The following is a 25,591-nucleotide window of genomic DNA, read 5'->3' on the forward strand; positions in this document are numbered from 1 at the left end:
GTCATGAGCAGTCAACTTCCTTCGATCCCAGACAAAGGACGCATTGCGGCCGTCGACTATGGCACGGTCCGCATCGGAATTGCGATTACGGACCCTGATCGCGTTCTGGCAAGTCCGCTGGAAAACTACAACCGCCGCAGCCCTTCCAAAGATGCTCAGTTCTTTCGCGAACTAGCTGAACTGGAACGCGTGGTGATGTTTGTGGTGGGCCTGCCGGTTCACATGAGCGGGGACGAAAGCCAGAAGTCGCACGAAGCTCGCGAGTTCGGCAAGTGGCTTTACGAGACGACGAACGTTCCCGTCACCTTCTACGACGAACGCTTCACCACCAGCATGGCTAAAGACATGCTACAAGAGGCAGGTCTCACCAAGAAGCGTCGCAAAGCTCGGCTCGACATGCTTTCCGCCCAGATCTTACTCACGGCATTCATGGAGAATCCCGACCGTGCGTTGGGCAGTATCTCTGGCCTGGAAGATCGATAACGCCTCGCATAATATCTATGGGTGCGAGACCGTCGCAACCCTGGGTGCTATGCTCTCGTCTTTATAAACATGCCTTTAAATCGACATGCCCACGAAGACGATGGCAGGCGTTTATCGAGTGATGAGACGCCATCGGAAGTCAGTGCGATTCTAATCGCGGCTTCACGCTACGACTCTTGAAAGTCTTTCCCACCTCTTGAGGCGAAGATCACCAGCAGCAGTCCTAGTCCCATCACTGCGGCAGAAAACGCGAACGGGGCCAGGATGTTCAGCTTCAACAGCGGGATTCCCAGCGCCGATCCGATAATGCGGGCCAGCGAGTTGACGCTTTGCCCGATGCCAAGGATGCCCCCCTGCTTTTCCGGATCGCTCCGACGCGAGATGAACGAGTTCAGGGACGGCATCATGAAGCCGAAGCCAGAGACAACGACCGCCAAGGCTCCCATCAACAGCCCGGTCGATTGATCTTGTGTCGCTTTCAAGATCAACAGCATGCCAACTGCCATCAACACACAGCCGGTCGAAGCCAGGACTGCTTCGCTGACCTTCCCGGCGACGCGGCGGACGATTCCCCCCTGCACCACGGCCAACGTGAATCCGATATAGGCATACGTCAAACAAACTTCGCCGAAAGAGAACTGAAACGGCTGCTCTTCCCCTTCCAAACCGGTGAAGCCCTTTAGCAGCATCGAAAGCGTCGTCTCGAAATTCGCAAACGAAAACACCACGACAAACAAAGCCACCAGCAAAAGCCCGATGGAAGGAATCGACAACGCATCACGTAGCCCGGTCGCCGAGAAATTGTGCTTGGCCGCGGAAGGACTGTCGGACGAACGGCTCTCGGGCAGCTTGAAATAGGCCAGCGCGAGTGCGACCAGCGAAAGCCCCGCCGCTGCAAAACCTGGTGCCGGACCTGGGTCCCCTTCTCCGCTCGGCACCGCCAGGTAACCAAACAGTGGCCCAAACGTGAAGCCAAGCCCGAACGCCATCCCGATCAATGCCATTCCCTTCGGTCGCTCCGACAGCGAAGTGGTATCGGCAATGTAAGCCTGCGCGGTCGAAATGGTCGCCCCGGCGATCCCAGCCCCGATCCGCGAGATGAACAAAACCGTTAGCGACTGCATCATCGTACCGATGCCAAATAGCGTGTAGAAAATCACACTACCCAACAATCCAATCATCAACACCGGGCGGCGGCCGATACGATCGGAGAGTCTTCCCCAAACTGGCGCAAAAAGAAACTGCATCGCGGAGAAGCTCGCCATCAACAGGCCGATCTGCCAGCCCGCTTCATCGACGACGAATTGATCGGCATAAATCGGCAGCAGCGGCAGCACCATCCCGAAGCCCAACAAGTCGATAAAGACCGTCAGGAAGACAATTCCTCGAGCCGCGCGGCCTGACTGGGGAGCTTCCGGTGTGGCTTCGGCTTCTGACATTTACTTCTCCGGCTGGGTACTGCAACGGCGGGAAAACCGTACATCTTAATCGCAACACCCCTTACCGCGTTAGGTGGGCAGCAGGATCTCTCGTGCCACCCGACTGGTCTCGGCAACTCGGACGTTTTATGATTCAACCATGGAACGCACCACCCCCCAACAGCGCGAAACGTACCGCTGCAACAGTCCAGAGAACCTGGCCGAGTATCAGCTGGACAAGCTGAACGCGATGCTCGCCGAGATTCTTCCGCAAAATGCGTTTTACGCCGAGAAATTCTCGGACGTGAAACTACCGCTGACTTCGCTCGAAGAGCTAAGCAAGCTTCCCTTTACGTTTAAAGAAGAGCTGATCGGCACGCATGAAAGTGGCGACTTGGCCAACAACCGGACGTACGACCGAGATCAGTACGTCCGCTTCCACCGTACCAGTGGAACGCGGGGCCGCCCGATGGTGGTTCTTGATACCGAACAAGATTGGAAGTGGTGGATCGATGCGTGGCAGTTCGTGCTCGACGCCGCCGACGTGACATCGGCCGACCGCTGCTTCTTCGCTTTCAGCTTTGGGCCGTTTGTTGGCTTCTGGAGTGCGTTCGACGCGGCTACCCATCGCGGCTGCCTGGCCATCCCCAGTGGCGGTCTAAGCACCGCAAGCCGGTTAGAACTGATCCAACACAACCAAGCCAACGTCGTCTTCTGCACGCCGACGTATGCCCTGCACATGGCCGAAGTGGCCCAGCAAAATCATATCCATCTGGATGAATTAGGCGTTCGCTGCTTGATACTCGCTGGCGAGCCAGGAGGCTCGATTCCTGAAATTCGCGAGCGGATTGAATCGGCCTGGAATGCCAAAGTAATCGACCATAGCGGCGCAACGGAAGTTGGCCCGTGGGGCTTCTCCAATTCACAGCAAACTGGCGTTTACGTCAACGAAGCCTACTTCCTGCCCGAGTTCATTTCGCTCGACACAGGAACCGCGGCTGGCGAAGGTGAGCTTTCCGAGCTGATCATCACCACGCTCGGTCGCAATGGCTCTCCCGTGATTCGCTATCGGACCGGCGACCTCGTACGGCCGAGCTGGAATAACTCGAGCCGCTGTAACTTTGTCCTGCTCGAAGGGGGCGTACTCGGCCGGACAGATGACATGTTGATCATTCGCGGCGTGAATGTCTTCCCTACGTCAATCGAGCAGATACTGCGAGGCTTCCCCGAGGTGATCGAGTATCGCCTGACCGCTGTCAAACGGGGCGAGATGGACGCGATATCGGTAGAAGTCGAAGACCGCAAGCAAGAGCCGGAGCGGATCGCTCACGAGCTTCAGCTGCGTCTGGGACTGAAAGTGGACGTGCAACTGGTGGAAGCCGGCACGCTGCCACGGTTTGAAGGGAAAGGACGTCGATTTGTCGACTCGCGAAAAGGTTAAACCAATGACTCCGCAGCCCACCGCGTTGGCCCTTCTGCCGGATGGCAGGCTTCGCATCGACTGGAGCGACGAGAGCTCCCGAGTTTACAAGCCACGCGATCTACGCGATGCCAGCCCAGATGCCCTCACGCGTGAAAAGAAGTCGCACGCCTCTGAGAAGCCAACCAACGAGCTCACCATTCTCAGTCCGGAAGAGCTTGCTCCGATTACCATCAAAGGGATGAATCCGGTCGGGCACTATGCCTACCAGATTGTCTTCAGCGATGGGCACGATTCCGGCATCTATCGCTACGAATACCTTTACGAACTCGGGCAGCCGTACGAAGCATAGCGCCTCGCTACGGTACGTCCAAGTAAAAATCGTGCATAAACGTATCGACGAAATTGCCGTGCAGGTAAACCTGAAAGCAGACGGCAAGCAGCATGAAGATCCCAACGGAAACGAGAAAGATACCGTAGGGATTGATCGACTGCTTCTTATGTTGTCGAGCGACTTGCACCAAGCCAAGCTCCAACTGTCGCCAGCCATTAAAGTCTTGGCGGGGGCCAACCGACTTGATGAGCACGTTGCGCGTGCCGTAGTCTTCTTCCATTACGACATGCAGATGAAGCGACGGAAGAAATAGCGATTCGCCAGCCCAGCGAGCGCCAGGATCTAAGCCGTCGGCCACTTCCCGCAGCAACGGGCGGAGATTCTTAATCGACGTGTTATAGGCCACAATGCGGGGGCGCCGCGTGAGAATAAAAAAGGTGACCATCAGAAAATAAAGGGCCAACATCAGCAGCCAGGCATACGATCGATAGACGGCAATCGACCAACTTGGCATCATCAGAGCCAGGGGACCGATCATTGCGAGACCACTTAACCCGATCGAAAGCGCCAGCAAGTCACGACCGCCCGAGGTGATAAACGGCCCGCGACGCAGATTGATTACACCAATCAGCGCGAGATAAGCCGCCAAAGGGCAGATGGCAATGGCCAGTCGGACCGGGTCGCTCGTCAAATCGCCTGTCATGCTCGGTTCCCGAAAGAGTCGGATAATTGCGACTCATTCTAGGTGGCGTAGCCAAGCGTGGTCAATCAACCACCTGCAAGCAAAGCGATCATGCGGCGATTACCATTGATAGCAATCGCCGCGATTTGCCGGAGAAAAAGTCGCGAAATAACGCTACGCGACTAGTTCGACATTCTGAATTCCGTGCGCTTTGCACAAACGATAGACATCCGCGAGATGATCAAAGCGGCAAGCGGAAGCAGCATAGATACGGACTTGCGTGTTCTCGCAACGCGAATCGCCGCATAGTTTTGCCAACAATTCAGTGAGAATAATAATCTTGCCGTCGACGAACGTTTTGCCCGTCGGCGATAACACCACGTCGAGCCGATCGGCTGCGGACGTGCCCGCCAAATGAAAATGTCGAGGTGCGATCATCGTCTTCGTTCGCCAGTCCTCAAAAGGTCAAGTTGCCAATATTTGTAAGACCCGAAGGCTGCCTGAGAAGTTCACTGCCATTCCTGGGGAATAGCCACTTCTAAACTTCGGGTTCCAGCGGTTGTGCACGTTTTGTGCCAAACTGGACTAACTTCGGCTTAAAACCTGACCATCGATGACTGTCGGACGAGCTCCTTGTTCCCTGGAATGTTGCTTGTGAATCGTTCGGCCACCCCCAAAGGAGGAGAAAACCGAGCGAACCGCCTCACCTGCCATCCTGGCCAGCAGCATCACCGCTCCTACCGTTGCCATCAGTAAGGTCACGCCAATCGCCACAAAAGCGGCGATAGTGGCCGCGATGAGCCAAATCATGGTCTCTACGACGCTAGGCTGTCGGTAGTTCATGGTTCTAGATTTCTTTCTTGAATCCCTAATCAGCGATACGTGAAGTTCTGATGCTACTTCGCGGGAATCGTTTCGATCTTGGACAAAAAGTCAATCCAAACCCTCGGGCTGTCAGACGCAGAGCGTCGATAAGTACGTGCTGCCCAACTGTTTGGAAACGATCTACTTGTGATTCTTTTCCAAGACTGTCACAATGCGACCGTTGCCAACGCCCAGCAATATAACACCGCACCACCGGTTTGGGTTGCAAGGTGAGCAAGAAATTCTCACATTTTACCAAAAACCTAACGTGGCGGTGGAAATCCTTCCCTAAGGCCGAGTGGCGGAATTGGCAGACGCACAGGACTTAAAATCCTGCGAGGGGTAACCCTCGTGCGGGTTCGATCCCCGCCTCGGCCACTTCGAAGGATGGCTCCTTCTATATAACACCATTGACCATTGATGGAGCCTGCGGTGTTGCCATCTGAGCATGAAGCCAGAGTTTGACGCCGAAAGACTCGCACGCCTCCGAATACTGAAAGAGAGGAAGTGGAGGCGGAATTGGCTGGCGTTCAGGCGGGGCTCTCGTTCGATGCTCCGGCGGTACATCGCGAGGCCGAGCTGGTTGAAGAGTTAAGCCGGCTCACCGAGCGTATTCCAGTGCTGAAAGTCACTCTCGACTCTCACTAAGTCAAATCTGCACGTCGCCAACTGCGCCCTCCCGCATGGTAACAATTCCAACTGTTACCCCCACATTCGTCCGGAGCTTGCCCCTGTTCACTCGCGCCGGATCGTATACAATCGCAAGCTATCACTTAGTTCCTTCGCTTATTGGCATCTTAGCTCGACTGAGCCCCGCACTTAACGCGGTGCAACGGTCACCATCACTGGCTTTTTTCCGCAATGGGAAACTGACCAGAGCACCTTCCGTGCGCGGTGACCGGCCAGGGAGAGAAACGAGACGTTCGACGCATGACGACCGAAACACTGAAGAAGACACCACTCTACGACTGGCACGCCGCGAACGGGGGACGAATGGTCGACTTTACCGGCTGGTCGATGCCGGTTCAGTACACTTCGATCATTAACGAGCATAACGCAACGCGAAACGCAGTCGGTCTCTTCGACGTTTCGCACATGGCCCGCTTCCGCTTCGACGGTTCCAACGCTTTGGAATTTCTCGATGGCCTGGTCACTCGCAAAGTGGCTGATCTGAAGCCAGGCCGCATTCGCTATGGTTTGGTCTGCAAGGAAGATGGCGGCATCCTGGATGACGTGCTGACGTATCACCTGCAAGACAGCGATGGCAAGTCTTACGCGTGGATGGTGGTCAACGCTGGCAATCGCGAAAAGATCGCCGAGTGGATTCAAGCTCGCCTTCCAGAAGACATCACGTTCACCGATCACACCGAGCAAACGGCCATGATTGCCGTGCAAGGTCCCAAAGCCATGGAGATCGCCCAGGCAATCGTCGAAGGGGATCTGTCTGAGCTGAAATATTACCAAGGCCGCGAAGCTACCATTCTTAGCCACTCCGGTGGTCTCGTCAGCCGAACAGGATATACCGGAGAAGATGGCGTTGAACTGACCGTGTCTGCCGAAAACGCGATTGCCACTTGGGAAGCATTGTTTGTCGCCGCCGCAGAAGTGGGCGGACATGCCGTTGGCCTCGGGGCTCGCGACACGCTTCGCTTAGAAGCGGCAATGCCTCTTTACGGTCACGAGCTTTCCGAAGAAATCACACCACTGCAAGCCGGACTGGGCTTTGCGATGTCGTGGGACCATGAGTTCATCGGCAAAGCCGCGCTCGAAGCAATCGACAAGGATTCGTTGCCGGTGCGTGTCGGACTGGCCATGGAAGACAAACGTGTTCCGCGCGAACATTACCCGCTTTACTCAGGCGACCAACAAGTCGGCGAAGTGACCAGTGGTTCGCAGTCGCCAACACTCGGCTCGCCGATCGCCATGGGTTACGTGGCTCGAGCGTTTGCCGCCGAAGGCACCCAACTGGATGTCGACGTGCGAGGAAAACGCCACGCCGCTAAAGTGGTGCCGCTGCCGTTTTACAAACGCAAGTAAGTCAGCCGCTCTGCTGTTACCGCTCAATCGATACCATTCCCTTTATTCGCAGGTTAGTTAGGAGTTCCCCGATTATGTCCACGGACAATTTGCTTTTCGCCAAGACGCACGAATGGGTCAAAGTGGAAGAATCGGACGGCGCAAAGATTGCCACGGTCGGCATCAGCGCTCACGCGATTGAAGCCTTGAATGATTTGGTTTACTTGGAACTGCCGGAAGTGGGCAAAGAAACGACCGCCGGCGAATCGTTCGGTGAAATCGAATCGGTCAAAGCGGTTAGTGATATCTACGCACCCGTGACCGGCGAAGTGATCGAAGCCAATTCGGCATTGCCGGATAACCTCGACTCGCTGCACGAAGATGCCTACGTCAACGGTTGGATTGCGAAGATCAAGATCAGCGACGACTCGGCCCTGTCCGACCTGATGGACAAAGCTGCCTACGACAAGATGTGTGCGGAAGAGGGCTAACGGCCTTCTTGGTTTTCAAGTTTCAGCGTGAAGCGGTTTGAAGTCGGAGGCTTCAACTCCCTGCTGAAAAGTGATCACTGCCAACTGAACACTAAATATTTTTGGAACAGATTGGATGACGTATCTTTATAACACTCCGGACGACCAGGCCGCGATGCTGAAGTCGATCGGGGTTGAATCGATTGAAGAGCTGTTCAGCACCATTCCGGATGACCTGCGGCTAAAACGTGATCTGGAACTGCCACCGCAAATGGGCGAGCTGGAACTGACGCAGCATCTTTCCGCTTTGGCGGCCAAGAATGCTTCGCCGGCAACGCATGCCTGTTTCCTGGGTGGCGGTAGCTACGATCACTTCGTGCCTGCGGCGGTGGATGCGTTGGCTTCGCGTGGCGAGTTCTACACTTCTTACACGCCTTACCAACCGGAAGTCTCGCAAGGCAATTTGCAGGCCATGTTTGAGTATCAAACATTGATCTGTGACTTGACGGGAATGGATCTTTCTAATGCCAGCCTGTACGACGGTGGCAGTGCATTGGCCGAAGCGGTCATCATGGCACTGAACACCGGCAAGCGTGGCGAAAAGGTCGTCGTCCTCGGTTCCGTTCACCCTGAATACCGCCAGATCTTGCAGACCTACTTCTCGCACCTCGGCATCGAGATTGTCGAAATCGCGTGCCCGGAAGGGGTGGCTGACCTGGCCAAAGTAGAAGAGACGATCAACGCCGACACGAACTGCGTCGTCATTCAATCGCCAAACTTCTTTGGCGGCGTCGAAGATGTCGCGGCGATTGCGGAGATTGCTCATAAGAACGATGCCGTTGTCATCCAAAGCTTTGATCCCATCAGCCTCGGCTTGCTTAAGCGCCCCGGTGACTTGGGTGCCGACATTGCAGTTGCCGAAGGACATTCGCTCGGCTCGCCGATGCAGTATGGCGGCCCTTACCTCGGCATCATGGCATGCAGCGACAAGTTCGTTCGCCGCTTGCCTGGCCGTATTGTTGGCCAGACTGAAGATCGTCGCGGCAAACGCTGCTGGGTGTTGACGCTGCAAACGCGGGAACAACATATTCGCCGTGAGAAAGCGACCAGCAACATCTGCACAAACCAAGGGTTGTTTGCTCTACGTGCTTCGATCTATTTGGCCTTGGTTGGCCCAGGCGGTCTGAAGCAGGCGGCGACGCTTTGCACGCAGAAGGCTCACTATGCTCAGTCGAAGCTAACTGAAGTCGAACGATTGGAACCTGTCTTCGGCGGCAATCCGTTCTTCAAGGAATTCGTTCTTCGCGACACGCAAGGCAACGTCGAAGGACTGCTGGCCGAAGCACGCGAAGCTGGCTTCCTGGGCGGCATTCCGCTAGGTCAGTTCTTCCCTGAGATGGACGACTGCTTCCTGGTTTGCGTCACCGAAAAGCGTACCAAGAACGAAATCGACGCCCTGGCCCGAACTTTCTCCCTCTGTCATTCCGGGGGCTCTGCAATCCATGCGTAACCAACAAGCAACTCAACTACTGTCCGAGCTTTCCCGACCTGGCCGCGTGGCCGTTCATTGGCCGGCCTGTGACGTTCCCGAGCAGTCAGTTGAAGAACTGATTCCGTCGAACTTCCTCGCCGAACAAGCTCCCCAATTGCCAGAGCTGACCGAAGGGGAAGTCGTTCGTCACTACACGAACCTGTCGACGAAGAACATGTCGGTCGACACGCATTATTACCCGCTCGGTTCGTGCACGATGAAGTACAACCCGAAGCGCAACGAACGCTTGGCTTCGCTGCCCGGCATTGTTGACTTGCATCCGTACCAGGACGAATCGACGATCCAAGGGATGCTGCAACTGTTGTTCGAGTTGCAAGGCATCTTCTCCGAAATCTCTGGACTGCCGGCCTGCTCGTTGCAGCCAGCCGCTGGAGCCCATGGAGAACTAACCGCTTTGATGGTCGCTGCGAAGTACTTCAAGAGCATCGGCGAAGATAACCGCAAGATTGTCCTGGCTCCTGACAGCTCGCACGGGACCAACCCTGCCAGTGCTCAGATGGCTGGCTTCAAAGCGGTCAGCATCAAGAGCGATCCCAACGGTGGCGTCGACATGGACGACTTCCGCAAGAAGTTGACCGACGACATCGCCGTGCTGATGATCACCAACCCAAGCACACTTGGTTTGTTCGAGAAGAACATTCGCGAGATCTCTGAGGCAGTGCACGAAAAGGGTGGACTTATCTACTTGGATGGCGCCAACATGAACGCCATTCTGGGCATCACTCGCCCTGGCGATTTCGGTGCCGACATGATGCACTACAACCCTCACAAGACCTTCAGCGGTCCACACGGTGGCGGTGGTCCTGGCGCAGGTCCGATCTGCGTGACCGAAAAGCTGAAGCCTTTCCTGCCATCGCCGATGGTTGAAAAGGATGGCGAAGGCTACAAGCTCGACTTCGATCGACCTGAATCGATCGGTCGCGTACGAAGCTTCTTCGGAAACGTCGGCGTGCTCGTGCGAGCGTACTGCTACATCCTTTCGCACGGCCCACAAGGCTTGAAGGAAGTTTCGGAGAACGCCGTTCTCAACGCGAACTATCTGCTAAGCAAAGTGAAGCACTTCCTGCCGGTTCCGCGTGGCGAACGCTGCATGCACGAGTTCGTCGCTTCAGCTTCCAAGCTAAAGCAGGAACGTGGTATCACCGCCATGGACATCGGCAAACGTTTGCTCGACTACGGTTTCCATGCTCCTACGGTTTACTTCCCGCTGACCGTTCCGGAGGCCATCATGGTCGAACCGACCGAAACGGAAAGCAAGGAAACGCTCGATGCGTTTGTCGAGACGCTCTTCAAGATCACCGAAGAGGATGCGGAACTTTTGCACGATGCCCCGCACTCGACACCGATCAGCCGTCCGAACGAAGTTCAAGCGGCGCGAAGTCCTTGCCTCAGGGCCGATTTCTGCAGCACCTAACAAACCTGCGTGCCAAACTTGATTAAGATCTGCCATGCCCACCCTTGTGTGGGCATGTTGCATGAGTGGACAGTATTTCTATGAACGAGATGCGTTTAATCATCGATCCGCCTTCCCGCGGTACGTGGAACATGGCTTTGGATGAAGCCATCCTCCGAAATTCGGTCGACGTTGGCATGCCGACGCTTCGGTTCTATCAATGGAGCGAGCCGACTCTTTCGCTTGGCTACTTTCAAAAGTATGAAGCTCGCAATCAACATGCAGCGAGTTTGAATTGTACGTGTGTCCGTCGCGCCTCTGGCGGCGGCGCGATTATGCATGACCGCGAACTGACCTACAGCTTTGTAGCTCCGGTCCGTGACTCCCGTTCCGATGAAACCACACGCTGGTTCGATTTGTTCCATGAGACATTGATCGAAGTGCTAGCAAACTGGGGTATCGACGCCCAACTGAGTGGTAATCCCCAAAAGGGCTCTCCTGCCGACCCCTTCTTGTGCTTCGAGCGTCGCCACGAAGTAGACGTGGTCGTCGGGGGTTATAAGATCTGCGGAAGTGCTCAACGCCGCCATCAAGCTGCCGTTTTGCAACATGGGAGTGTTCTTTTGCAGCAATCCGCATCGGCGCCCGAGCTACCAGGCCTCCAGGAACTTAGCGGTCGGGAAATTTCTGTAACGATGCTGACAGAAGCGTGGTCGGAGGCTCTAAAGACTAAGTTTGCAAGAACTTACGCACCAACCCCCCTAATAGAGCCAGAAACGGCCGCAGCGCAGCAAATAGAGCGAGAAAAGTTCGCATCCGAAGCATGGACCCATAAACGATAGCCTATGCCACTTTCAATTCCATTGACCGCAGCTTAATGGTGGCATATGCTTATTTAAGGTGGTCGGCCAGATTGCCGATAACTATTTGAGAGTTTGGATTGCAACGGACGGTCTGATTCTCGGTTGTCGGCTTGCCGCACCCCCGAATAAACCATTTGCAATCCGTTTCGAAACAGTTATTGTGATGGGACTCTTCTGTACGGTCAGTACGCCGATTTATCCCATTTGTCTCTGATCTCGGCGCGCTGATTGCATCGGAACTAATAGACCCTTCGGTCGGCTCGGTGAATCCCAAGATTTCCCTTTAAACCGCCATTATTGAGTTTCTCAAAGGTGGGATTAGCCGTTGCACAGGAAGGATTTAAATATGCAAGTCATGCTACGAGTAATCCGAGGACCAAGTGCCGGCAAGGAGTTCAAACTCCCAGTCGACAACTTTGTCATCGGACGGGGTGATGGATGTCACCTGAAGCCCAAGAGCGACATGGTGAGTCGCAAGCACTGCGCCCTGGCAGTACGTGATTCCAAGCTGTTTCTGGAAGACTTCGGAAGCAAGAATGGAACGTACGTCAACGGCGAACGTGTTGAGGGTACTGTCGAACTGAAGATGGGAGACGAACTCCACGTTGGACCGCTCGACTTCCTGATTCTGATCGATCACACACTGGGTGCCGCGAAACGGTCGAAAGTCAGCAGCGTCAAAGAAGCTGCCAGCCGCGTAGCCGAATCGAGTGGCCTTGGAAACGACGTTGCTAGTTGGCTAGAAGAAGCTGACGAAGAAGAACGTCAGATGCGTCTGGAAAATCCAGAAACGCGTCAGTTCCGCGTCGATGAAACCCGAACGGTCTCCTTGGACGAACTCCGAGAGTTGGAAGAGGAAGAGGCCGCCAACGCCGAAGGCAAAGATGGCAAAACCAAAACGGGTTTGCTAGGCATGTTCGGCTCGAAAAAGAAGACGTACGGCAAGCTGCCGGAAATGGAATCGAATAACGCCAAGGACAGTCAGTCTGCCGCCAACGATGCGATTCGCCGTCTGATGGACAACCGTCGCTAATTGCGAGACGCTTGTCTTACCCAAACGCTTCGTTACAAAGCACTTAAAGCCGCTCCACCCTGGAGCGGCTTTTTTGTTGTCGTCCGGTGAAGTCTGTTTATATTCCCGAGTTTCTCGCTCGCGACGGCCAAGAATACCCGCTAAGCTAGGAATAACTGGTCAATTCTTCATACTTTTCCAATTCCGCGAAACCTTCTTTTCTGGTCGTCGGTATAAACATGCAGAGTGGATGTGATCAGTCCAGGAGCGGTCCTTTGACGAATTTCAGCCTGCTAGTCGACCAATGCATGGAAGGGAACCAGAGCGCAGTCTCTGAGTTCGTGCGTCGATTTCGAAATCAGGTCTATCTTTTATGCTATCGCATGGTGGGAGAGCACCACGAAGCCGAAGATATGGCTCAAGAGACATTCCTGCGCGTGTTCCGAAATCTGCACCGCTGGGATCGAAATCGTCCGATCGAACCCTGGATTATGACCATCGCCGGTAACCGCTGCCGGACTCACTTGGCTCAGCGCAATCGTCGCCCGATCGCGTGCGAGTCGCAGGATCATGTCGAAGACCATCGCGGCACCGACCACCGCGGGGAACTTCTCGCAGAAGAAGTTCAGCTGGCTCTATCGCATGTCCGAGAAGAATACCGAATGGCGTTCCTTTTGTTCCACGATCACCAAATGAGTTACGGTGAGATTGCGGAACAAATGGAGTGCCCTTTGGGAACGGTTAAAACCTGGGTTCATCGTGCCCGACGCGAACTGGTTCAACGCTTGGCGAATCGTGGTGTCACGCAAGATTACCGAGCCCATCAACTTGCCAAGTCGGCAGAGTAAGTTTGACTGAAAGTTAGCCCGCAGGAATGGTTCCGTGACGTTTGAAGAGTTTGAAAACACGCTGCAAGATTGGCTCGACGAAGGTCGTCTCGAAGAGGCGCATACGTTGATCCCGATGGTCTGCGAAGCAGATCGCGCGGAGTGTGAGGAACTCTTGTTTACGTACCAGGCACTTTTCGCTGGACTCGCTGCTTCCAGCTCTTTCGATTCCGCGACACCTGCTCAAGAGCCCTCCGTAGACTTGCCGCAGTCTGGATCTCGCTGGCAAGACGTTTCGCTGCCAGGTCTCGCACTTGCCATGGCGTTATGCTTGACGCTGGTAGCTCTCGTTCCCGGTTTGTTTCCTGCTGGTGACTCCGGAACGGTGACGCCCTCCCCTGCTCTGACCGATGCAGGCCAACCGATGGAAACGCCCCCTGCGGCTCCTGGCGTGATTGCATCAACGCCGCAGATCGCTTCGAACGCTCAACCTCAAGACTTTACCCGCTTCGCAACTTCATCGTTTGAGCCGCTGGCTCGTAGCATGGCCAGTCGTACTGACTTTGCGATCAAGTCGTTCAATCAGGTAACGACCGATTTGAACCCTATCGACGAACACTTAGCCGCTTACCGAGAGGCGGCCCCTCTGATAAATACACTCACGCGAGGCTTCCTGCCTGGCACACATTCTTTAAGCAACGCTTTCTCAGCGCTGCACGAATCGACCGTCGAACCGGTCGCTCCGACCCAAGACGCCGAAGCCGAAACGCTTCCTCCATCGCCAGAGTCTGGTTCAGTGGTTAGCTAAGGGCAACGTGAATCCCCACTAAAATGGGATTCCATCAATCAACTTTTAACCTATTATTGTATTATTAGGTTACACCCCCGTTTGCTAATCGCGTCCCCCACCCCAAAGGCCCTATCATGCACACCAATCGGCCGGTCCTGCGCGCACGCTCTGGTTTTACCCTGGTAGAACTACTCGTCGTCATCGCCATCATCGGTGTTCTCATTGCCCTTCTGCTTCCTGCCGTTCAACAAGCGAGAGAGGCAGCCCGCCGTGGTCAATGCTTGAATCACCTGAAACAGCTCGCACTGGCGATGCATAACTTTCATGACACGAACAACACGTTTCCCAAAAACGTTTATGGCCCCAACCCAGGCACAACCTGGGATGGTTGGCATCTGTTCAGCGCCAACTACAAATTGCTGCCGTTCATCGAACAAGAGAATCTGTACAACCAGTTCGACTTGGACGGCACCTGGAGCGCAAACCGTGATGGGCCGATGAACGTTGAGCTCGCCGCATTCAAGTGCCCTTCTTCTCCACCAGCACCAACACCTGACTTCAGCTGGGGTGGCCCTGGCTCGAATTACGGCTGGTGTTCGGGAAGCTCGCCGTACACAGCACATGCGTGTAATCGATCGCAATGCAACGGCATGATGACGACCAAAGAAGAGACGAAGATGGCCGATGTTACGGACGGACTATCCAACTCGGTGTTCTGTTCAGAGTTTCTTTCCGGTGACGGTATTGCCGACACGCCTCGTTACCCGTTCGACATCCTGTACACAGGATCGGACGCACCGTTCAACAGCATTGCCAACAAAGACTTTCCTACCCAGGCAGAAATCGAAGGCATTGGCCAACAAGCCGAAAGCAGTCCTTCTGGCGAACGTAGCAACAACGGAACGTTATGGGCTTGGTACTCTCATGGACAATCGATTCTGAACACATCCACGCCTCCGAACTGGAAGTATGCTTCGGTCGGTGGAAACTGCTGTCCTGGCGGTGCTCACGACTGGGGACGCGGTTTCATCGGGGCTCGTAGTATGCACCCCGGCGGTGTTAATGCTGCCATGGGTGATGGGTCTGTCCGATTCGTTGCCGAGACGGTCGAACTTCTCACTTGGCAACGCATGGGCAACGCTCGAGATGGTCAACCAACGACTCTTCCGTAACGACATTGATTGAAGGACTTTTTTCGTTGGTTCCAGGAATTCGATATATGATTTTTCCCGTGTCCCGATTCGTAATCCCACTTTGCGTCACCCTTGCGTTAGTTATCGGCTGTTCGCAGTCGAGCCAGAAGGAACGCATTATTCCTCTCAAAGCTTCTGTGTCTTTAGAGAATGCACGATCGCTGCTGGAGAACTATGCCAATGGGGCTCCTGTAACGAGTGAGGCCGATTCTTTCGATACAGTCGTCGAAGGTGTGAGGAAAGAGAACCCAGAAACTGCCGATGTCTTGGCAGAAGCGTTTGACAAGATTCGCCAGAATCCTGGGGCTCGGGCAAAGATTGCCAAGGACACGCTGAAGAAACTGTCTGAGAAGCCTGCTCCGGAGCCGGTTGGCACAGACGAATAAGCTTCCGACGGCGTTAACTTTCTGACTTACTAAAGCCCTGCGAGACCCTCTCGCAGGGCTTTTTTTGTGGGATAGAAGGCTGTTTTCAGGCTTGTTGCATTCTTTGCGCAGCCGAATAGGTCCGGCTAACCGGAATAATCTGCACAACCTACAAGCTTTACGGAATGTTGCAAAGTTGCCACATAGGGCTCCGATATGTTGAGTATTCCCAACGCATCTCCCCCAACCATCCAAGTCAACGGAGCTTACCAACGTGGCCAAAGCAAAAACGACAACCCGCAAGACGACCTCCGCTAAAACCTCGACCAAGGCTAAGAGCACCAAGTCGCCAAAGACCAAAGCGGGTGACCAGGAAGTCACGATCGATCGCCGCCGCAGCGATCGTCGCAGCAAGGCCGCTGCCGATAAGACCGAAAAGCAAGAAGCAATCGCCGAAGAAACCAAGGCTCCTGAAGCCGCTGAGCCAAAGATGGAACGTCGTGCCAAGGTGAATCGTCGTCGTCAAATCGACCCAACCACTTGCGAACGCGACTACACCAACGACGAAATCGAGTTCATGCAAGCTCTTGACGCTTACAAGCGTTCCAGCGGCCGCATGTTCCCAACGTGCAGCGAAATCCTGGAAGTGATTCGCGGACTTGGGTACTCTCGCGGTGGCAACATGCTTTCCGAAGCAACCGAAGAAGAATTGCAAGCCGAAGAACCAACTCCAGCGTTCTCGGACGAAGTTCCAGCAATCGAAGACTAAGCCCAAGCGGCGAAAACAAACCAACGTTGCTAGCGACATCGGGAGGCCTTTCGGTCTCCCGATGTCTTTTCTTGAGCAAATTCGTCTTGATTGAGGAAGAAAACGTCACTATTCTCCCCCGACGCATGAACATAAGTCGCCTGACAACAGGATAATGGGGTTGATGACGTGCATCGACAAACGACTCTTCACCGACAACTGACCACCCTCGCCCTTCTCGTTCCCTTGATCGCCATGGGACTCGGCTGCCAGATGGCTGCCTCGGGGTATAACGTCGCCGGCGTGCGCGCCGCCGAAGAAGGTCAGCCTCAAGTCGCCATGCAGCAGTTCCAGAAGGCCCTGAGTCACGATGCGACCAATCCCGACGCCTACTACAATCTGGCGGCGACCTATCATCAGATGGGGAAACAAAACAACGACCGCAACATGATGCATCAAGCCGAGGCCCTCTATAACCAATGCCTCGACTTGAACCCGAATCATACCGAATGCCATCGTGGTTTGGCCGTGTTACTTGTGGATACCAACCGCAGCGATAAAGCCTTTACGTTGATGGAACGCTGGGAACAACGTGCCCCGCAGTTGCCTGACCCGAAGGTCGAGCTGGCTCGTTTGTATCAAGAGTTTGGCGATAAAGAAAACGCCATGAACCAGCTGAATCAAGCGTTGGCAGTCGATGCGAACAATGCTCGTGCTTGGGCCGCCCTTGGTAGCCTGCGTGAACAAAACGGAGAACTGGGCCAAGCGTTGGCCAACTATCAGCGTTCTTACCAGCTGAACAACCTCGATTCCGGCGTCGGTTCGCGGATTGCCACGCTCCAGCGACAAGGCATCCAAAGCGAAGTCCCGATGTCTCCTTCCAGTGGAACGCAACTGGCCAATCAGCCTGGCAGCAATCGCCAGCGGTATTAATGTGCGTTAACGCGCAGCTTTAGCGATCTGGGTGGTCATTTTCAGTCCATCAATCCCCTTCCCTTCCGATGCGGACGAACCCTTTCTGGTGATCTGTATCCCTCTGTTGCGACTCAATTTGCGCCTAGTGGTTTCAATTCTTTGCTAGGCGTGCGGGGGCCGCTTCTATCGAAGAGGAATTCCCCGTAAAATCTGGGTTTACTTACTACCCGCCGGTTCCGTCTGGGATGTCTCGCGAGCGACACAGGCGGTCACCATCGGTGGACCATCCCCCTTTGAGCCGACTGTCATGCCAGAACGCGTATTCAATTTCTCTGCCGGTCCTGCCGTTATGCCCCTTCCTGTGCTTGAAGAAGCCCAGCGCGACTTGGTCGCTTTGCCCGGCGTAGGTAGTTCTGTGATGGAACTGAGTCACCGCGGCAAGACCTACATGGACATTCACGCCGATGCCAAGGCTCGCTTGGTTTCGCTGCTGAACATCCCAGACACGCACGACGTTCTGCTTCTGCAAGGTGGATCGCGTTTGCAGTTCTCGATGATTCCGTTGAACTTGCTCAAAGGAACCGACAAAACGGCCGACTACGTCGTTACCGGCAGCTGGGGCAAGAAGGCCCTGGAAGAAGCCGTCAAAGAAGGCAAGACCAACGTTGCCTGGGACGGCAAGCCCAACAACTACAACAACCTGCCAGGCCAAAGCGACTTGAAGCTGACGTCCGACGCGGCTTACGTTCACATCACGTCGAACGAAACCATTCAAGGCGTTCAGTTCCAATCGGAACCAGAAGTCGGCAACGTTCCTTTGGTGGCGGACCTTTCGTCTGACTTCATGAGTCGACCTGTCGATGTCTCGAAGTATGGCATCATCTACGCTTGTGCCCAAAAGAATGCCGGCCCCGCTGGGGTGACCGTGGTGATCATTCGCAAGGACCTGATGGAACACGCCAGCAGCGACTTGCCTGGCTATATGGTTTATCGCAACCATGCCGAAGCCGACTCGATGTGGAACACGCCGCCAACTTTCGGGATCTACCTGCTTGGCCTGGTTTGCAAGTGGCTGCAGGACGAAATCGGAAGCCTCGAAAAGCTACAAGCTCAGAACGAAGCCAAAGCCAAACTGCTGTACGACGCGATCGACGAGTCGAACGGCTTCTACATTGGCCATGCCGTTCCAGAAGTTCGCTCCAAGATGAACGTCACCTTCAAGCTGGGCGACGACGAATCGGACAAGAAGTTCCTTGCCGCCGCTAACGAAATTGGCCTGACCCAACTGGGCGGTCACCGAAGCGTGGGCGGCGTCCGTGCTTCGATCTACAACGCGATGCCTGTTGAAGGTGTCGAAAAGCTTCGCGACTTCATGCTTGATTTCAAGAAATAAACACCCCACACAACCCTAACTTCGCTGGCCACCCTTAAGCCAAAGAAACGCATCATGCCTAAAGTCATTGTTCTCGATACGCTCGCCCAGGAAGGTCTCGATCTTTTAGATCAAGCCCCCGGGATTGAATACGAAGTTCGCACCGGCCTGAAAGGCGAAGAGTTGCGAAGTGCCCTCAACGAGTTCGAAGGTGCCATCTGCCGAAGTGGTGTAAAGATCACCGCCGACGTGCTGGAAGGCAACACCAACTTAAAGGTGATCGCTCGAGCCGGTGTCGGTACCGACAACATCGATTCCAAAGCGGCCGCACGGCATGGCATCGTGGTGATGAATACCCCTAGCGGTAACACCATCAGCACGGCCGAACATGCTTTCTGCTTGATGATGGCTCTTTCGCGTAACGTTCCAGCCGCGAACCAAAGCCTTGTCGAAGGGCGTTGGGATCGTAAGAAGTACATGGGTACGCAGCTGGCCGACAAGACGCTTGGTGTTGTCGGTCTCGGTCGCATCGGGATGGAAGTCGCCAAACGGGCTTTGGCGTTCGAGATGCGAGTGATCGCTTACGATCCATTCGTCAGCCCTGAACGAGCCGCGGAACTGGGAATCGAGCTTTCGCCAACGGTTCCTGAAATGCTGCCGAGTATCGATTACCTGACGGTACATACGCCGCTGACTCCTGAAACCAAGGACATGATCAACGCCGAGTCGATCAAGACGTTGAAGCCTGGGGCACGTCTGATCAACTGTGCTCGCGGCGGAATCTATAACGAAGAAGCCCTTGTCGAAGGTCTGAAGTCTGGGCACCTCGGCGGGGTTGCCTTGGACGTGTACGCCGAAGAGCCATGCACCGACAGCCCACTGTTCGGTATGGAAAACGTCGTTTGCACGCCTCACCTGGGTGCGAGCACCGAAGAAGCTCAGACCCAAGTCGCCGTCGAAGCAGCTCACTTGGTGGTGAACTACCTTTCGACCGGCGAGATTCGTCACGCCGTCAACGTGGCTCCGCTCGATCCCAAGACACTCGAAAACCTGCGTGGCTATCTGGACGTGGCTTATCGCCTCGGTCTGGTTGCTGCTCAAGTTCATTCCGGCGGCGTAAAGTCGGTGAAGCTGAACTACCGTGGCGAAGTGAGCAGCAAGAACACAAAGCTGCTGACCGCGTCATTCTGCGCTGGCTTCCTTGCTAAGGCTTTGGAAGACGAACCGAACATCATTAACTCGGAAATGCTGCTGCTGGATCGCGGTGTCGAACTTTCGACCGAGACCAGCACCGACATGGGCAGCTTCTCCAGCAGCATTACTGCCACCATCGAAGAAGGCAGCCAATCGCATCAAGTCGGCGGCACGCTGTTCGGCAGCAACATGCCTCGCTTGATCTTGCTCGACGGCCAGCGTCTGGAAGCCTACCTCGACGGCACGCTGTTCGTCTTCGCCCACAACGATGTCCCAGGCATCATCGGTAAAGTGGGAACGATCTTCGGCAATCACAAAGTCAACATTGCCCAAATGGCCGTTGGCCGCTCCAGCACCACCCCTGGCAGTGCCGTGGGCGTGTTGAACCTGGACGGTCTTCCGACCGAAGAGGCCGTGAAGGAAGTAATGAGCAGCGACAACATCACCAGCTGCAAAGTGATCGAACTTCCAGCGGCTGGCGAAATGCCTACCTGGCTGCGATAAAATCGCTACAATCGGAATAACCTGAAAAACCGGCTCGTCAGGAACGCACGCCGGTTTTTCTATGCGCGACGGCAATTGAAGCCTTCGACGAACGAATTACTTTGAGACTATGGCCTCATTTCATCAACTGCTGGAAAGCGCTGAACTCGTTGTTTGAACTCTTTTCCGATCCTCTGGTTGCCTCTGCTTCAGGAAGCGACAGCTTCTTGCTGTGGGCCTCGCTGCTGATTCCCATCATTGCAGTGATGGCCTATCCTGCGCTGGCAAAGAAGCTTTTAAGCTTACAGCAACCGACTCCGCTTCAGCAGGAAGAGCTACAACGAACATTACCGTTCGTCGACGCATCGCTTGTCGGTAATTTTCGTATCTGGAACACCGGAAACCGAATTTGCAATGCTGCCGTCGTCGGGTGCGTTCCCCGGTTTTCGATGGTGTTAATCAGCGACGCACTGCTTCAGCGGTTGTCGCCGCGCGAGTCGGCAGCCATCGTCGCCCATGAACTAGGGCACCTCCGGCTCTGGCACGTTCCAATTCGCCTGAGCATCGTCTTCGCTGGCGGGCTACTCGGTATGGCCATGGTTCAATACGCCGAGCAGGTCGGCACTTCGCAGCTACTCTCTCAGTCGATTGTGATTTTGGGAACAATGCTGTACATGTCGCTGATGCTGCACTTTGTCGCCCCGCTTTTGGAGTTCCAAGCCGATCTTTTCGCGGTTGATTTGCTCAGCCGAGAATCAGGGGATCGCAATCGCAGCACGTGTACCCTGCTCAGAGCTCTTGCCCGACTGACCGATCTTTCAGGCATTCGCACGAACCAAAAAACCTGGCTCTATCCCAGCTTCGAGCAGCGCCGTCAGGCCATCCTTTTCCATAAGGCTTCGCCCCGGCTGCAGTGGACTTTACGTATCGTGCTCGGGGCAATCTTCCTAAGCCAAGCTACGCTGGTCATCGGTTCGTTGATTTACCTTATAAAGTAAGCGTCAATCTTGCCATTTCGCGGATAGCCGCCGGAATCGGTTTTGACGCTCGGGCTCCGTTTCTTGATAATCGAAAGCGGTTGGCACCTCCGCTTGCTGTTCTTGAAGCTGAAACAAATCGCCTGTGAATCTACTTCGAAAATACTTCTTGCTCGGTGCGATCCCCGCGCTGATCGCGGTGGGCTTGTCCACGGTGCTCGACTATCAGATCACCCAGCGTTTGCTGCAGGAACAAATCGACGAAACGCTGGAAGCGAAGCTCGAAACTAAAAGCAGTCAGGTTCGCTACTTTCTGGACGAGCATCTGGCGTTGCTTGAGACCTTTGCAGCGATGCCGGAAGTAAAAAACGGCACCGTGCCAGAGATCATGGAGTTCCTCCGTTTTCAAGAATCTGCGATGCCTAGCCGTATTCGCGGATTCTATTTCGACGAACTCGATGGAACCGTACATGGCACCGATGGGATGACATTCAACGTCTTCGATCGCGATTATTTCCGCGAAGTCGAGCGAGGCGAAAAAGTCATCACGCGTATCCTGAAAAGCCGCGGCACCGGCCAAAACATCATCTTGCTGTTGGTGCCGCTGCGAACCGAGGAAGGAACGCTTCGCGGTGCGGTGAGCCTAACATTGCTCGACACTCAGCTGATTGACTTCATTCGCTCGCTGGAAGTCGACCGAGGGGGCTTCTTTGCCTTGGTGGACGACTCGGACCGAATGATCGCAGCGACCGGAAAAGCGGACTTCCTGCGACAAAGCATTCTTGAGCCAGAACGTTCGATTCTTCCAGACGAGAACGGCGTGCGGTATCTCGTCTCAACCGACAATGTGCCGGATACGACTTGGACATTGATCGCCGCGATTCCTGAGCTGGAAGTACAAGCGGTTTACAATCGCATGGGTTGGTCGAAGCTGACGGCGGTTGCGTGCGGCATCACCGCCACAGTGATCCTTGCGTTGTTCTTCAGTGAACGCACACTTCGCCCACTACAAGACATCCTGCAAACAATTCGCCGCTACGCACGAGGCGAACAATCGGCACGCTGTTCGAGCAAGAGTCGCGACGAATATGGTCTTTTGGCCGAGTCTTTCAATACGATGGCGGACGAACTGGACGAAGCTCGCCGGCAACAGGAAGAACACCTTCGTAAAATCGAGGACAGCGAACATCGCTTCCGACTCCTCTTCGATGGGGCAGCCGATGCCATCTATCTGCGAACGCTGGATGGCAGCATCCTTGACGTCAACCAAGAGGCCTGCCGGGCCCTGGGATATACGCGGGAAGAATTGATCGGCATGTCGATCTCGCAGATCGATACCGAATGGACGCTTTCCGATGCGCGACGACTCTGGAATCAACTGGCCCGAGAAGGGGGACGTTATCACCCATTAGTCGAACGCGTTCACCGCCGTAAGGATGGCAGTACTTTTCCCGTTGAAATTCGCTTGACGCAAATCGAACGAGGCGGAGAGACATTCGTCATGTCAGCCGTCCGCGATGCCACGCTTCGCAAAGCGGCCGAGCGGCAAACGAAGGAAGCGAAAGAGTTCGCCGAAAAAATCATCAACGCTTCCCCCGGCGTGGTGTACATCTTTGACCTCGCTTCGCAAGCCATTGTTTTCATCAACGAGAACATTGAAAAGGAACTTGGCTACACGCAGCAGTACCTGGAAGAACTGGGCAGTCGGTTCTATTCGGAGGTGGTCCATCCTGAAGATCTCGGTCCTCTGAATGAAGCCTCGACTCAATGGTACAAAACGGGCGATCCCCTCGTTCGCCGCGACAACTTCCGCATGCGACATGCTGACGGACATTGGGTTTGGTTCGAGTTTCATCGCGTCTTCTTCCAGAAAGATCCAACCGGATTTCCAACGCAGATTCTCGGCGTCGCCACCAACATTACCGACCGCGTTCGTGCCGAACAGCAATTGGTTTGGGAAAAAGCGTTGCTCGATCAGGTGATGGAAACCAGCGTTGCCGCGATCATGGTGGTCGATGCCGGGGCGAATATCCAATTCCTCAACCCAACGCTCGAGAAGATGCTTCGCGTTGGGCGAGACCAAGTGCAGGGAACACTTCTTTACGACTTTCCGTGGGATGTCAAAGATCTGTCGGGGCAGCCTTTCCCGCCGGAACAGCGTCCCTTTGCGATCGTCAAGCGAACGCTACGTCCCGTTTACGACATGCGGTTTCGTATTCAGTTCGGCTCGGAATCGTTCATCATCGTTTCGACCAATGCGGCTCCTCTATTTGACGAAGAGGGAGAATTCGCAGGGGCCGTTTTCGCATTGTCCGACATTACCGAGCGGATCGAATCGGAACGAATTCGCGAGTCGCTGATCAAAAACCTGGAAGCGACTAACACCGAGCTCAAGCAGTTTACCTACACCGTTTCGCACGACCTCAAGTCGCCGCTGATTACCATCAAAGGGTTTCTGGGCATCCTCGGCGAAGACATCGAAAAGCAAGACTCCGCCGCTATCGAGGAAGACTTGTCGATCATCGGTTCAGCCGCCGACGGAATGAAACAGCTGCTCGACGACCTGCTGGAACTTTCGCGTATCGGCCGCAATTACAAGTCGCGTTCGATGATCTCGCTCGAGGAAATCGTCTGCGAGGCGATCACGCTGTTGGCCGGCGAAATCGAAGCTCGCGATGCGAATGTTCGCTGCGAAATAGAAGATCTGACCGTCTATGGCGATCCGGTCCAAATGCGGCAGCTGATGCAAAATCTGATCGACAATGGCATCAAGCACAATCGCAAAGACAACCCGAAAGTTACGATTCGGGCCATCGAAGATGACGACTTTGTCGTGATCGAAGTCAGTGACGACGGACCTGGCGTGGCGACCGAATACCAGGAACGTATTTTTCAGCTCTTCGACAAGCTCGATCCCGATTCGGACGGAACTGGGATCGGGCTGGCCATCGTTAAGCGAATCGTCGACTTCCATGGAGGAACGATTCGGTTGCATTCCGACGGACTCGGCAACGGCTGTACGTTTATCATTCGCCTGCCGTCGGTCGAGCCTGATCGCAGCACAATCTACGACCTGACCGACTCGAAAGAGTCCACGTCTTCCTAGCCGAAACTATTTGGGCGAGCCGAACAACGCTTCGCGAATCACCGCGGGCTTGTCGGTCGTGATCGAATCGAATCCCAGCTCCGCGTAGCGCTTCGCCTGGGCTGGCTCGTTGACGGTCCAAACATGACACTCGATCCCTGCGTCGCGAAGCTTCCGAACAAACTCGGCATCAACGACGGCGTCTTCCCCTTTGGTGCCGAGCCCTGTTGCTTTGGTTTCTTTAAGCGTTTTCAGCACTGAATCCACGCTTGGCGACCACTTACCGGTCACGGCGTTCTTCTTGTAGCTCGTCAGCCAATTCGCTTTGTACTGCGGCATCTTTTCGCGGCACTGCTTTACCACGTCCTCGTTGAAGCAAATGATGACGATCTGCTCTGGTCGAAGACTTGACTTTTCCAGCACAACGCGGAGCGGTTCAACGATCTCTACCCCGCATTTGATTTCGACAAGGATCTTGCCAGACTGCGGCACCGTCGCGAGCACCTCTTCCAGCAGCGGAATCTGCTCGCCGGCGTACTTCTCATGCTTCCAAGAGCCGACGTCCAAGTTACGCAGTTCGGCGAGCGTTGCTTTCGCAGGCACCAATTTAGCGGCGCCCCCGGTCGTCTTCTCGGTCGTTTTATCGTGAAGCGCGACGATATGGCCATCCTTCGTCAGATAGAAATCGCCTTCAATGGCATCGGCCTTTTGAGCCCAGGCTTCGCGGAAAGAAGCCAGCGTATTTTCGGGAGCATCGAAGGAAGCACCGCGATGAGCCACAATCATTTGAGCTTCTCCGGTACCGAGAAAACTGGCCCAACATGCCGTTACAACTAGGAAAAAAGCGGAAGCACGCATACGTTCTATCCTGACGATCGTCGAAGTGGGTTCTCGAAAAAGTTACTTACCTAAGTATAACTCACGATCCCTTCGCGGTTCATTCCCCCACGATGGACGGAAGCCGGGTCGTAACCCCTTCGTCTGACGCTGGTTTCATCAACCATTATGCCACATTTGTGTACGCATTGACGAAGACTATTTCACGATCCCGTCTCGCTCCGGCGGACAGTTTTTTGCTGCCTCCGCGGAAGACATTCCGCCCTTAAAATCGACTGCCCAGCTACCCGCCTAGACC

25 protein-coding genes and 1 tRNA gene are annotated in these 25,591 nt (G+C 54.9%); 21 read left to right on the forward strand and 5 right to left on the reverse strand.

What is annotated here, in order from left to right; genetic code table 11:
* Positions 1-3 precede the first annotated feature (3 nt).
* A complete protein-coding gene (gene ruvX, locus LA756_RS11965) occupies positions 4-483 on the forward strand; it encodes a Holliday junction resolvase RuvX (protein WP_224440108.1) in 480 nt (159 codons plus the stop codon).
* A gap of 167 nt (positions 484-650) precedes the next feature.
* Here ruvX and LA756_RS11970 read toward each other — a convergent pair whose 3' ends face one another.
* A complete protein-coding gene (locus tag LA756_RS11970; protein WP_224440109.1) occupies positions 651-1,922 on the reverse strand; it encodes an MFS transporter in 1,272 nt (423 codons plus the stop codon).
* Positions 1,923-2,061: 139 nt separating this feature from the next.
* On the opposite strand from LA756_RS11970, the gene LA756_RS11975 reads away from it, so the two are divergent.
* Together LA756_RS11975 and LA756_RS11980 are read left to right on the forward strand one after the other, a co-directional pair.
* A complete protein-coding gene (locus LA756_RS11975) occupies positions 2,062-3,342 on the forward strand; it encodes a phenylacetate--CoA ligase family protein (RefSeq protein ID WP_224440110.1) in 1,281 nt (426 codons plus the stop codon).
* A gap of 4 nt (positions 3,343-3,346) precedes the next feature.
* Positions 3,347-3,673: a DUF971 domain-containing protein gene (locus LA756_RS11980; protein WP_224440111.1), complete on the forward strand. Its 327-nt coding sequence runs from the start codon at positions 3,347-3,349 to the stop codon at positions 3,671-3,673.
* 7 nt (positions 3,674-3,680) lie between these two features.
* Here the strand turns inward: LA756_RS11980 and LA756_RS11985 are convergent, their stop codons facing one another.
* The 3 genes from LA756_RS11985 to LA756_RS11995 all read right to left on the reverse strand — a co-directional run bounded on the left by LA756_RS11985 (position 3,681) and on the right by LA756_RS11995 (position 5,180).
* Complete coding sequence (locus LA756_RS11985; RefSeq protein WP_224440112.1) at positions 3,681-4,358, reverse strand: hypothetical protein; 678 nt, start codon at positions 4,356-4,358, stop codon at positions 3,681-3,683.
* A 153-nt stretch (positions 4,359-4,511) separates the two neighbouring features.
* Entirely contained in the window at positions 4,512-4,775 is a 264-nt protein-coding gene (locus LA756_RS11990) for a hypothetical protein (protein WP_224440113.1), read from the reverse strand.
* A gap of 147 nt (positions 4,776-4,922) precedes the next feature.
* Positions 4,923-5,180 carry a hypothetical protein gene (locus LA756_RS11995; RefSeq protein WP_224440114.1) on the reverse strand — a complete coding sequence of 86 codons (258 nt, stop codon included), beginning with the start codon at positions 5,178-5,180 and terminating at the stop codon, positions 4,923-4,925.
* A gap of 313 nt (positions 5,181-5,493) precedes the next feature.
* Between LA756_RS11995 and LA756_RS12000 the strand changes: the two genes are divergently transcribed.
* From LA756_RS12000 to LA756_RS12080, 18 genes are all read left to right on the forward strand, one after another.
* Positions 5,494-5,579, forward strand: a tRNA-Leu gene (locus tag LA756_RS12000).
* A 141-nt stretch (positions 5,580-5,720) separates the two neighbouring features.
* A complete protein-coding gene (locus tag LA756_RS27165; protein WP_261362104.1) occupies positions 5,721-5,849 on the forward strand; it encodes a hypothetical protein in 129 nt (42 codons plus the stop codon).
* A 282-nt stretch (positions 5,850-6,131) separates the two neighbouring features.
* On the forward strand, positions 6,132-7,238 hold the full coding sequence (gene gcvT / locus LA756_RS12005; protein WP_224440115.1) for a glycine cleavage system aminomethyltransferase GcvT: 1,107 nt from the start codon (positions 6,132-6,134) through the stop codon (positions 7,236-7,238).
* Between the two features lie 74 nt (positions 7,239-7,312).
* Positions 7,313-7,708 carry a glycine cleavage system protein GcvH gene (gcvH, locus tag LA756_RS12010; protein ID WP_224440116.1) on the forward strand — a complete coding sequence of 132 codons (396 nt, stop codon included), beginning with the start codon at positions 7,313-7,315 and terminating at the stop codon, positions 7,706-7,708.
* 115 nt (positions 7,709-7,823) lie between these two features.
* A complete protein-coding gene (gene gcvPA, locus LA756_RS12015; RefSeq protein ID WP_224440117.1) occupies positions 7,824-9,197 on the forward strand; it encodes an aminomethyl-transferring glycine dehydrogenase subunit GcvPA in 1,374 nt (457 codons plus the stop codon).
* Complete coding sequence (gcvPB, locus tag LA756_RS12020) at positions 9,190-10,653, forward strand: aminomethyl-transferring glycine dehydrogenase subunit GcvPB (RefSeq protein ID WP_224440118.1); 1,464 nt, start codon at positions 9,190-9,192, stop codon at positions 10,651-10,653. Before gcvPA ends, gcvPB begins: the two co-directional genes overlap by 8 nt.
* 80 nt (positions 10,654-10,733) lie before the next feature.
* Complete coding sequence (locus LA756_RS12025; protein WP_224440119.1) at positions 10,734-11,474, forward strand: hypothetical protein; 741 nt, start codon at positions 10,734-10,736, stop codon at positions 11,472-11,474.
* 367 nt (positions 11,475-11,841) lie between these two features.
* Entirely contained in the window at positions 11,842-12,528 is a 687-nt protein-coding gene (locus tag LA756_RS12030) for an FHA domain-containing protein (protein ID WP_224440120.1), read from the forward strand.
* Between the two features lie 254 nt (positions 12,529-12,782).
* A complete protein-coding gene (locus tag LA756_RS12035) occupies positions 12,783-13,355 on the forward strand; it encodes an RNA polymerase sigma factor (RefSeq protein ID WP_224440121.1) in 573 nt (190 codons plus the stop codon).
* A gap of 34 nt (positions 13,356-13,389) precedes the next feature.
* A complete protein-coding gene (locus LA756_RS12040; RefSeq protein ID WP_224440122.1) occupies positions 13,390-14,142 on the forward strand; it encodes a hypothetical protein in 753 nt (250 codons plus the stop codon).
* A 116-nt stretch (positions 14,143-14,258) separates the two neighbouring features.
* The gene (locus tag LA756_RS12045; RefSeq protein WP_315858359.1) at positions 14,259-15,296 is read left to right on the forward strand and encodes a DUF1559 domain-containing protein; all 1,038 of its coding nucleotides are present in this window, start codon (positions 14,259-14,261) and stop codon (positions 15,294-15,296) included.
* A 59-nt stretch (positions 15,297-15,355) separates the two neighbouring features.
* The gene (locus LA756_RS12050) at positions 15,356-15,703 is read left to right on the forward strand and encodes a hypothetical protein (protein WP_224440123.1); all 348 of its coding nucleotides are present in this window, start codon (positions 15,356-15,358) and stop codon (positions 15,701-15,703) included.
* Positions 15,704-15,956: 253 nt separating this feature from the next.
* Positions 15,957-16,451, forward strand: coding sequence for a hypothetical protein (locus LA756_RS12055; RefSeq protein ID WP_224440124.1), 495 nt, complete (start codon positions 15,957-15,959; stop codon positions 16,449-16,451).
* 168 nt (positions 16,452-16,619) lie between these two features.
* Positions 16,620-17,363, forward strand: a complete 744-nt coding sequence (locus LA756_RS12060; RefSeq protein WP_224440125.1) for a lipopolysaccharide assembly protein LapB — start codon at positions 16,620-16,622, stop codon at positions 17,361-17,363.
* A 289-nt stretch (positions 17,364-17,652) separates the two neighbouring features.
* Positions 17,653-18,738, forward strand: coding sequence for a 3-phosphoserine/phosphohydroxythreonine transaminase (gene serC, locus LA756_RS12065; RefSeq protein ID WP_224440126.1), 1,086 nt, complete (start codon positions 17,653-17,655; stop codon positions 18,736-18,738).
* Positions 18,739-18,792: 54 nt separating this feature from the next.
* Positions 18,793-20,415, forward strand: a complete 1,623-nt coding sequence (gene serA / locus LA756_RS12070) for a phosphoglycerate dehydrogenase (protein ID WP_224440127.1) — start codon at positions 18,793-18,795, stop codon at positions 20,413-20,415.
* 101 nt (positions 20,416-20,516) lie between these two features.
* Positions 20,517-21,392: a M48 family metalloprotease gene (locus LA756_RS12075; RefSeq protein WP_224440128.1), complete on the forward strand. Its 876-nt coding sequence runs from the start codon at positions 20,517-20,519 to the stop codon at positions 21,390-21,392.
* Between the two features lie 124 nt (positions 21,393-21,516).
* Positions 21,517-24,477, forward strand: a complete 2,961-nt coding sequence (locus LA756_RS12080) for a PAS domain S-box protein (RefSeq protein ID WP_224440129.1) — start codon at positions 21,517-21,519, stop codon at positions 24,475-24,477.
* Between the two features lie 6 nt (positions 24,478-24,483).
* On the opposite strand, the gene LA756_RS12085 is transcribed toward LA756_RS12080, so the two are convergent.
* Positions 24,484-25,314, reverse strand: a complete 831-nt coding sequence (locus tag LA756_RS12085; RefSeq protein WP_224440130.1) for a glycerophosphodiester phosphodiesterase — start codon at positions 25,312-25,314, stop codon at positions 24,484-24,486.
* Between the last annotated feature and the right edge of the window lie 277 nt (positions 25,315-25,591).

The sequence above is a fragment of the Bremerella sp. TYQ1 genome, from assembly GCF_020150455.1.
GTDB classification, from domain to species: Bacteria; Planctomycetota; Planctomycetia; order Pirellulales; family Pirellulaceae; genus Bremerella; species Bremerella volcania_A.